General features: G+C 65.9%; 8 protein-coding genes and 1 pseudogene. 2 read left to right on the forward strand and 7 right to left on the reverse strand.

Going from position 1 to position 8,175, the window contains the following annotated elements:
* Window positions 1–88 precede the first annotated feature (88 nt).
* From tuf to ON38_RS22280, 7 genes are all read right to left on the reverse strand, one after another.
* Window positions 89–1,279: an elongation factor Tu gene (gene tuf / locus ON38_RS22250; protein ID WP_039826858.1), complete on the reverse strand. Its 1,191-nt coding sequence runs from the start codon at window positions 1,277–1,279 to the stop codon at window positions 89–91.
* An 87-nt stretch (window positions 1,280–1,366) separates the two neighbouring features.
* Window positions 1,367–3,469 carry an elongation factor G gene (gene fusA / locus ON38_RS22255; RefSeq protein WP_039826859.1) on the reverse strand — a complete coding sequence of 701 codons (2,103 nt, stop codon included), beginning with the start codon at window positions 3,467–3,469 and terminating at the stop codon, window positions 1,367–1,369.
* Between the two features lie 129 nt (window positions 3,470–3,598).
* Window positions 3,599–4,069: a 30S ribosomal protein S7 gene (gene rpsG / locus ON38_RS22260; protein WP_014353063.1), complete on the reverse strand. Its 471-nt coding sequence runs from the start codon at window positions 4,067–4,069 to the stop codon at window positions 3,599–3,601.
* A 1-nt stretch (window position 4,070) separates the two neighbouring features.
* Window positions 4,071–4,445 carry a 30S ribosomal protein S12 gene (rpsL, locus tag ON38_RS22265; RefSeq protein ID WP_030525247.1) on the reverse strand — a complete coding sequence of 125 codons (375 nt, stop codon included), beginning with the start codon at window positions 4,443–4,445 and terminating at the stop codon, window positions 4,071–4,073.
* A gap of 409 nt (window positions 4,446–4,854) precedes the next feature.
* Window positions 4,855–5,409: a DUF3558 domain-containing protein gene (locus tag ON38_RS22270; protein ID WP_039826860.1), complete on the reverse strand. Its 555-nt coding sequence runs from the start codon at window positions 5,407–5,409 to the stop codon at window positions 4,855–4,857.
* A 5-nt stretch (window positions 5,410–5,414) separates the two neighbouring features.
* Window positions 5,415–5,945: a DUF3558 domain-containing protein gene (locus ON38_RS22275; RefSeq protein ID WP_039826861.1), complete on the reverse strand. Its 531-nt coding sequence runs from the start codon at window positions 5,943–5,945 to the stop codon at window positions 5,415–5,417.
* A 106-nt stretch (window positions 5,946–6,051) separates the two neighbouring features.
* The gene (locus tag ON38_RS22280) at window positions 6,052–7,026 is read right to left on the reverse strand and encodes an NADPH:quinone oxidoreductase family protein (RefSeq protein WP_039826862.1); all 975 of its coding nucleotides are present in this window, start codon (window positions 7,024–7,026) and stop codon (window positions 6,052–6,054) included.
* A 251-nt stretch (window positions 7,027–7,277) separates the two neighbouring features.
* On the opposite strand from ON38_RS22280, the gene ON38_RS22285 reads away from it, so the two are divergent.
* Together ON38_RS22285 and ON38_RS22290 are read left to right on the forward strand one after the other, a co-directional pair.
* A complete protein-coding gene (locus ON38_RS22285; protein ID WP_039826863.1) occupies window positions 7,278–7,610 on the forward strand; it encodes a hypothetical protein in 333 nt (110 codons plus the stop codon).
* A pseudogene (locus ON38_RS22290) lies at window positions 7,607–8,175 on the forward strand (transglycosylase SLT domain-containing protein); the annotation flags it as partial. The gene ON38_RS22285 and the pseudogene ON38_RS22290, both read left to right, overlap by 4 nt.

Genomic DNA, 8,175 nt, shown 5'->3' on the forward strand with positions numbered 1-8,175 from the left:
GCAGCGCCGACCGGGCTCGCTGTAAATACTCCAAATGAAAACGGCGCCGCTCCTTTCGGAGCGACGCCGTTCTCAGCGATTCAGTGAATCACTTGATGATCTTCGTGACGCGACCGGCGCCGACGGTGCGGCCACCCTCACGGATCGCGAAGCGCAGACCCTCGTCCATGGCGACCGGCTGGATCAGCTTCACCGACATCTCGGTGTTGTCGCCGGGCATAACCATTTCGGTGCCCTCGGGCAGGGTCACAACGCCCGTCACGTCAGTCGTACGGAAGTAGAACTGCGGACGGTAGTTGTTGAAGAACGGGGTGTGGCGGCCACCCTCGTCCTTGGACAGGATGTAGGCCTGACCCTCGAACTCGGTGTGCGGGGTGGTGGTGCCCGGCTTGATGACGACCTGGCCGCGCTCCACGTCCTCGCGCTTGATGCCACGGATCAGCAGACCCGCGTTGTCACCGGCCTGCGCGGTGTCCAGCATCTTGCGGAACATTTCGATACCGGTGATGGTGGTCTTGGTCTTCTCCGGGCGGATGCCGACGATCTCGACTTCCTCGTTGAGGTTGACCACACCGCGCTCCACACGACCGGTGACGACGGTGCCACGACCGGTGATGGTGAAGACGTCCTCGATCGGCATCAGGAACGGCTTGTCGGTCTCACGCACCGGGTCCGGAATGGACTCGTCGACCGCGTTCATCAGCTCGATGATGGATTCGCTCCACTTCTCGTCGCCCTCCAGCGCCTTCAGGCCGGAAACGCGAACCACGGGGGCGTCCTCGTCGAACTCCTGCGAAGCCAGCAGCTCGCGGACCTCCATCTCGACGAGCTCGAGGATTTCCTCGTCGTCGACCATGTCCGACTTGTTCAGCGCGACCAGGATGTAGGGCACGCCGACCTGACGGGCGAGCAGCACGTGCTCACGGGTCTGCGGCATCGGGCCGTCGGTGGCCGCGACCACCAGGATGGCGCCGTCCATCTGCGCCGCACCGGTGATCATGTTCTTGATGTAGTCGGCGTGACCGGGGGCGTCTACGTGGGCGTAGTGGCGCTTCTCGGTCTGGTACTCGACGTGGGAGATGTTGATCGTGATACCACGAGCCTTCTCCTCCGGCGCCTTGTCGATCTGATCGAAGGCAAAGCTCTCGTTCAGATCCGGATACTTCTCCGCCAGCACCTTGGTGATCGCAGCCGTCAGCGTGGTCTTGCCGTGGTCGACGTGACCGATGGTGCCGATGTTGACGTGCGGCTTCGTCCGCTCGAACTTCGCCTTCGCCACTGTGGTGTCCTCCTGGACTTGTTGTTGCTTGCAGTTGCAGCAGTGCGGATTGATTTACAAGGGGGTCGTGCAGACGACCGGGCGATATTACTCGCCGGTCGCCTTGGCGATGATCTCCTTCGACACGTTGGCCGGAACCTCCGCGTACGAATCGAACACCATGGAGTAGTTCGCCCGGCCCTGGGTCTTCGACCGCAGGTCACCGATGTAACCGAACATCTCCGAGAGCGGAACCAGCGCCTTGACGACACGGGCACCACTGCGTTCCTCCATGGCCTGGATCTGGCCACGGCGGGAGTTCAGGTCGCCGATCACATCGCCCATGTAATCCTCGGGCGTGGTGACCTCGACCGCCATGAGCGGTTCGAGGATCACCGGACCGGCCTTACGGGCCGCTTCCTTCAGCGCCTGCGCGCCGGCGATCTTGAACGCCATCTCCGAGGAGTCGACGTCGTGGTACGCACCGTCGAGCAGCAGCACCTTCAGGTTGACCAGCGGGTAACCGGCGAGCACACCGTACTGCATGGCGTCCTGTGCGCCCGCGTCGACCGAAGGGATGTATTCCTTCGGCACGCGGCCACCGGTGACCTTGTTCTCGAACTCGTAGGTGGCGCCGTCTTCACCGACGAACGGCTCCAGCGCGATGATGACCTTCGCGAACTGACCCGAACCACCCGTCTGCTTCTTGTGGGTGAATTCGAGCTTCTCCACCTTCTTGGTGATCGTCTCGCGGTAGGCCACCTGCGGCTTGCCGACGTTCGCCTCGACCTTGAATTCGCGCTTCATCCGGTCGACCAGGATGTCCAGGTGCAGCTCGCCCATACCGCCGATGACGGTCTGGCCGGTCTCCTGGTCCAGCTTCACCGTGAAGGTCGGGTCCTCTTCGGCGAGCTTCTGGATCGCGGTGCCCAGCTTCTCCTGGTCGGACTTGGTCTTGGGCTCGATGGAGACCTCGATGACCGGGTCCGGGAAGGTCATGGACTCCAGCACGATCTGGTTGTTCGGATCGCACAGGGTGTCGCCGGTGGTGGTGTCCTTCAGGCCGATGACCGCGTAGATGTGGCCGGCGCTGACCTGGGGTACCGGGTTCTCCTTGTTGGAGTGCATCTGGAACAGCTTGCCCAGCCGCTCCTTCTTGCCCTTGGTCGCGTTGATGACCTGGGCGCCGGAGTCGACCTTGCCCGAGTAGACGCGGACGTAGGTCAGCTTGCCGAAGAACGGGTGCACCGCGATCTTGAACGCCAGGGCCGCGAACGGCTCGTCGGCGCTCGGCTTACGGGTGATGACCTCGTCTTCCTTGCCGGGCACGTGGCCCTGCACGGATTCGACGTCCAGCGGCGAGGGCAGGTAGTCCACCACGGCGTCGAGCATGGGCTGCACGCCCTTGTTCTTGAACGCAGAACCACACAGCACCGGGTACAGCTCGGAGTTGACCGTCAGCTTGCGAATGGCGCCCTTGATCTCGTCGATCGAGAGCTCCTCGCCGCCGAAGAACTTCTCCAGCAGGGCCTCGTCCGATTCGGCGACGGTCTCGAGCAGCTCCTGGCGGTACTGCTCGGCCTTCTCCTGCAGATCGGCCGGGATCTCCTGGACCTCGTACTTCTCACCCAGCTTGGTTTCGCCGGTCCAGACCTTCGCGTTCATCTCGACCAGGTCGACGATGCCCTCGAAGGAATCCTCCGCGCCGATCGGCAGCTGGATGACCAGCGGCTTGGCGCCGAGGCGGTCCTTGATGGTCTGCACGGTGAAGTAGAAGTCGGCACCGAGCTTGTCCATCTTGTTGACGAAACAGATCCGCGGCACGTCGTACTTGTCCGCCTGCCGCCACACCTGCTCGGACTGCGGTTCCACGCCCTCCTTGCCGTCGAAGACGGCAACGGCGCCATCGAGAACCCGCAGGCTGCGCTCCACCTCGACGGTGAAGTCCACGTGGCCCGGGGTGTCGATGATATTGATCTGATTCTGGTTCCAGAAGCAGGTCACCGCCGCGGAGGTGATGGTGATACCGCGCTCCTGCTCCTGCTCCATCCAGTCGGTGGTCGACGCCCCGTCATGGGTTTCGCCGATCTTGTAGTTCACACCGGTGTAGAAGAGGATGCGTTCGGTGGTAGTGGTCTTGCCCGCATCGATGTGGGCCATGATGCCGATGTTGCGGACCTTGTTCAGGTCGGTGAGCACGTCCTGTGCCACGGAAATCTTCCCCGCTCGTAGCTAGTTGGGATTCTCGCCGACGACCTGTAGCGGCCGTCATCTGTTGTCAAAGGCGGAAGCCGAGCTTCCGTACGCCTCCCGAGCCCGTAGCGTTGGGCCGGGCAGACATCACCAGCGGTAGTGCGCGAAGGCCCGGTTGGACTCGGCCATCTTGTGAGTGTCCTCGCGACGTTTCACCGAGGCACCCAGACCGTTGCTGGCATCGAGCAGTTCGTTGGCCAGGCGCTCGACCATGGTCTTCTCCCGGCGGGCCCGGGAGAAGTTGACCAGCCAGCGCAGGGCCAGGGTGTTGGCGCGGCCGGGACGGACCTCGACCGGCACCTGGTAGGTGGCGCCACCGACGCGGCGGGGCTTGACCTCGAGCGACGGCTTGACGTTGTCCAGCGCGCGCTTGAGCGTGACGACGGGATCGGTGCCCGTCTTCTCACGCGCCTGCTCCAGCGCACCGTAGACGATGCGTTCGGCCGTGGACTTCTTGCCGTCGAGCAGGATCTTGTTGACCAGCTGCGTCACCAGCGGCGACCCGTAGACCGGGTCGTTGATCAGCGGACGCTTGGGAGCGGGGCCCTTGCGCGGCATATCAGCTCTTCTCCTTCTTGGCGCCGTAACGGCTGCGGGCCTGCTTGCGGTTCTTCACACCCTGGGTATCGAGCGAGCCGCGGATGATCTTGTAACGCACACCCGGGAGGTCCTTCACACGACCGCCGCGCACGAGCACCATCGAGTGCTCCTGCAGGTTGTGGCCTTCACCGGGGATGTAAGCCGTGACCTCGACCGCGCTGGTCAGCTTCACACGCGCGACCTTCCGCAGCGCGGAGTTCGGCTTCTTCGGGGTGGTGGTGTACACGCGGGTGCACACGCCACGACGCTGCGGGCTCCCCTTGAGGGCCGCGGTCTTGGTCTTGGCGACCTTGTCGCGGCGACCCTTGCGGACCAGCTGGTTGATGGTTGGCATATACCGGCTTTCCTTTTATCGGTTATGGCGGTGTCAGGGCTGTTCATCGAGCTTTCACCCGCACGTCCAACCACGTTTCTCGCGTCCCGAGGTCGGGCGTGTCGCGCGCAGTTCAGGGCCCGATTTACAGGCACGCTGGAATCGTCAGCCGCTCTCGCTGGCCTACGTCTACGCTCGAACTTGCCCGTATCCTTCCGGGCACAGCGGTCCACTGTACTCGGGCGTAGTGAATAGGGTCAAAACCGGGGTGATGTTGTGATATGGCGGGCCGGTATCGGCCCCTCGGATTCCGGCTCTCGACCCCTCCCGGGCAGTCTCGCGTTCCCTTCTCAACCGCCGGGCAACGCCGCTTGTTCCCGGGCCCACCCGGCTTCGCGGGGCGGATACCGCGCCACGAATCGGCACCGCACTACCGGGCGATATTGAGTGTCAGTTCGAGCAGTTTCTTGGCGGCGGCACACGGGTCGGCCGTGCCGCCCGAGGAGTTCACCCACCAGCCGATCACCCCCGAGTCGGCGGCACTCGCGGTCATCCCGCACGAATTGGGGTCGTTCGGCCGGCGGACCTCCAGCGCGATCGTCCCCTGCACGGTGGTCTTGGTGCTGGTGTAACCGAGTTTGTCGTTGGTCGCCTGTTCGGTGCGCAACGACCCGTTCTCGTACCAGTTCAGCGTGAGCATTCCGGACCCGCCACCGATATCCCACATGCAGACCGCTCCGAAGAACGAATCGCTGATATAGGTGTTGCCACCCAGCGCGTCGATGATCTGCTGGTCGGTGACCACATCGCATTCGCGGAGCAGTTTGTCGATCTGGTCGGTATTCACCGATTCGCCGCCGCCGACGGGTAGCGCGGTCCCTTGGACGGTACTGCCGCAGCCGGCGCCGAGCACCGCGACCACCAGCAGGACCAGTGTGGCGGCGGCGGTACGCAATCGCCGGTGGCGGACTCGCAGACGTCGCATCCTCTTCACCCCAGCCGCTCGATGGTCAGTTCCGCCAGCGCCCGGCTGCGATCGCACGGGTTGCCACGGTCGGTGCTGAACGAACCCAGGGAGGTCGACCATTCGAAGAAGTCGTCGTCGAGCTGGACTGCGAGATCGCAGATGGTACCGGTGGGATCGAGTGCCGCGAACCCGTTGCGGCCCCCGACGGTGATCGGTTCCGGCGGCCGGCCGTGCGTGGTGACCCAGGCCTTCTCCCTTTCCAGGGGGCTGCCGCGATAGGAGGCGAAAGTGATCGAGGCGCCGCCCAGTCCGCCCGACTGCCAGTTGCAGCCGACCGCGTTCTTGTACGACTGGACGATCTGCCGCAGGCCCCCTATATCTCGTACCTCGTTATCGGTGACATGTCCGCATTCCCCCACGAACGGACCGAGCGCGGCCACTTTCGGCGCCGGACCGCGCGGCCCGTCGGCTTCCTCGGAGCCCTGGTCGGAACCGCAGCCCGTCAGAGCAAATGCCGCGGTTAACCCGAGGACTATCGCCGACCTGATCCGCATGCCGTGCACAATACCGACGAAAGATCGCCCCCGGCGGCGATGCAGGTCGCCGGTGGTTTCCGGCGGTCCGGCCCGCGGCTCGCGCGCCGCGGGCCGGGCGCCGCGTTCAGCGAATTGTGACCACGACCTTGCCGGTGGCGGCGCGCTGCTCGAGCGAGGCCACCGCCTGCGCGGCCTGCTCCAGCGGGAACAGCACCGCCTGCGGCGGGGCGATCTTGCCGGCCGCGAACAGCGGCTCGACCTCGGCCCACTGCTCGGCCAGGTAGCCCGGGTGCGAGAGCATCCATTCACCCCAGCCCGCGCCGACGACCTCGACGTTCTTCAGCAGCAGGCGGTTGACCTTCACCGTCGGGATGTCGCCGCCGGTGAAGCCGACCACCAGCAGCCGGCCGCCCCGGGCCAGCGAGCGGATGCTGTCGGTGAAGCGGTCACCGCCGACCGGGTCGAGCACGATATCCACCCCGCGGTTGTCGGTGAGTTCTTTGACCCGGTCCAGCCAGCCGTCGGTGAGCACGACGTCGGTGGCACCGTGCGCGCGGGCGATCTCGGCCTTCTCCTCGGTGCTCACCACCGCGATCACCCGCCCGGCGCCCAGTGCGCCCGCCAGCCGCAGGGTGGAGGTGCCGATTCCGCCGGCCGCCCCGTGGACCAGCACGGTTTCGCCGTCGGCGAGGCGGCCGCGATTGCGCAGGCAGAAGTGGACGGTGAGATCGTTGAAGAGGATCCCGGCGCCGGCCTCGAAGGAGATGTTGTCCGGCAGTTTGAACACCATCTCGGCGGCGGTGGTGGTGACCTCGGCCATGGCGTTGCCGAGCATGGTGAGCGCGCAGACCCGGTCACCGGGTTTCACATGCGACCCCTCGGGTGCCTCGCGCACCACGCCGGCGACCTCGCCGCCGACCACGTACGGCATGGGCGGCTTCATCTGGTAGAGCCCACGGGTCATCAGTACGTCGGGGAAGGCCACCCCGGCGGCGTGCACATCGATCACCACGCCGCCGGGCAGCGGCTGCGGTTCCGGGATGTCGACGATCTCGATCGCTTCCGGTCCGTCGAGTTTGCTGACCTGAGCTGCGCGCATATGCCGGCCTCTCTGTTCGCGACCGGCGGCTATAGAGACGCACCAGTCGATATGTACCAATCCACCCGTCCTCATCAACTTAATCGGCACCACCGGCCCGAGTCCATCCCCGCCCGGGGACGGACCGGTTCGCGCCGGCATCGGCGGCCACGCCGCGCCGCTCGATCACGCCGGTCGAGCGCACCTCGTGGAACACACGCTTTTGTTAGGCTCGGCCGCGAGAGCAACGGGCGGGAATCCTCGGGGGACAGATGAACGAAGAGACGAGCGCACCCGGCGCGACGGTCCGGGTCGATCCCGGCCTCCTGCGCGGATTCGCCGGACGGCTCGACACCGAGGCCGACGCGGTCACCGCACTCGACGCCACCGGGATCCTCGCCGCCGCGGCCACCGCGCTACCCGGCACCGGCTTCGAACCGCCCGCCCGGCGCGCCGCCGATCTCACCGCGTCCTGCCTGCATCGGGTGGGCCAGCGACTCAGCATCATCGCCGATACTCTGCGCACCGGCGCGGGCGACTACGAGATGACCGAAGCGGAGGTCACCGAGGCGCTCACCACCGTGGGGTTGGAGACCGCGGTATGACCCTCACCATCGGCAATGTCGAACAGTGGCAGACCGATCACCTCACCGCGGCCGCCACGCACGCCACCACACTGGCCGGCCGGCTCGACCAGCTCACCGGTACCGCGGTCACCGATACCCGGGCGATGAACTGGTCCGGGCCCGCCGGCGCCGCCGCGAACACTCGCATGGACACCGAGCGCACCCGCACCGGTGCGGTGAGCGCGGCGCTGCTGAAGCTCGACACCGCGCTGCGGGCGGAAGTAACCAATCTGATCGAGGCCAGGAACAAGGTCCTGCTGCTGCGCGATACCGCCCGCGATACCGCGCAACCACCGCTGCCGGCGTTCGAGGTCGCCGACGACGGCACCGTCGGCGCCGGAGCACGAATCGACTACCTGCGCCGGGCCGCCGGAGATTCCGCCGATTCGCCCGAGATGCAGCGCACCGAACTGGCCCAGCGACTGGTGGCGGCCTCGCATCAGTGGCATATCGTGAACGCCCTGAAGACCGCCGAGGACACGGCGGCCCGGGCCGCCACCCAGGTACAGCAGGCGGTCACCGAACTCGAGAACGCGTACACCAT

Origin of the sequence: Nocardia testacea NBRC 100365, from assembly GCF_000308775.1 — a bacterium.
Taxonomy (GTDB): Bacteria; Actinomycetota; Actinomycetes; order Mycobacteriales; family Mycobacteriaceae; genus Nocardia; species Nocardia testacea.

What these genes read in the sequence shown, in the direction of transcription:
- rpsG (WP_014353063.1), bottom strand. Translation starts at nt 4,069, where the DNA reads ATGCCGCGCAAGGGCCCCGCTCCCAAGCGTCCGCTGATCAACGACCCG.
- ON38_RS22270 (WP_039826860.1), bottom strand. Translation starts at nt 5,409, where the DNA reads ATGCGACGTCTGCGAGTCCGCCACCGGCGATTGCGTACCGCCGCCGCC.
- ON38_RS22280 (WP_039826862.1), bottom strand. Translation starts at nt 7,026, where the DNA reads ATGCGCGCAGCTCAGGTCAGCAAACTCGACGGACCGGAAGCGATCGAG.
- rpsL (WP_030525247.1), bottom strand. Translation starts at nt 4,445, where the DNA reads ATGCCAACCATCAACCAGCTGGTCCGCAAGGGTCGCCGCGACAAGGTC.
- ON38_RS22275 (WP_039826861.1), bottom strand. Translation starts at nt 5,945, where the DNA reads ATGCGGATCAGGTCGGCGATAGTCCTCGGGTTAACCGCGGCATTTGCT.
- ON38_RS22285 (WP_039826863.1), top strand. Translation starts at nt 7,278, where the DNA reads ATGAACGAAGAGACGAGCGCACCCGGCGCGACGGTCCGGGTCGATCCC.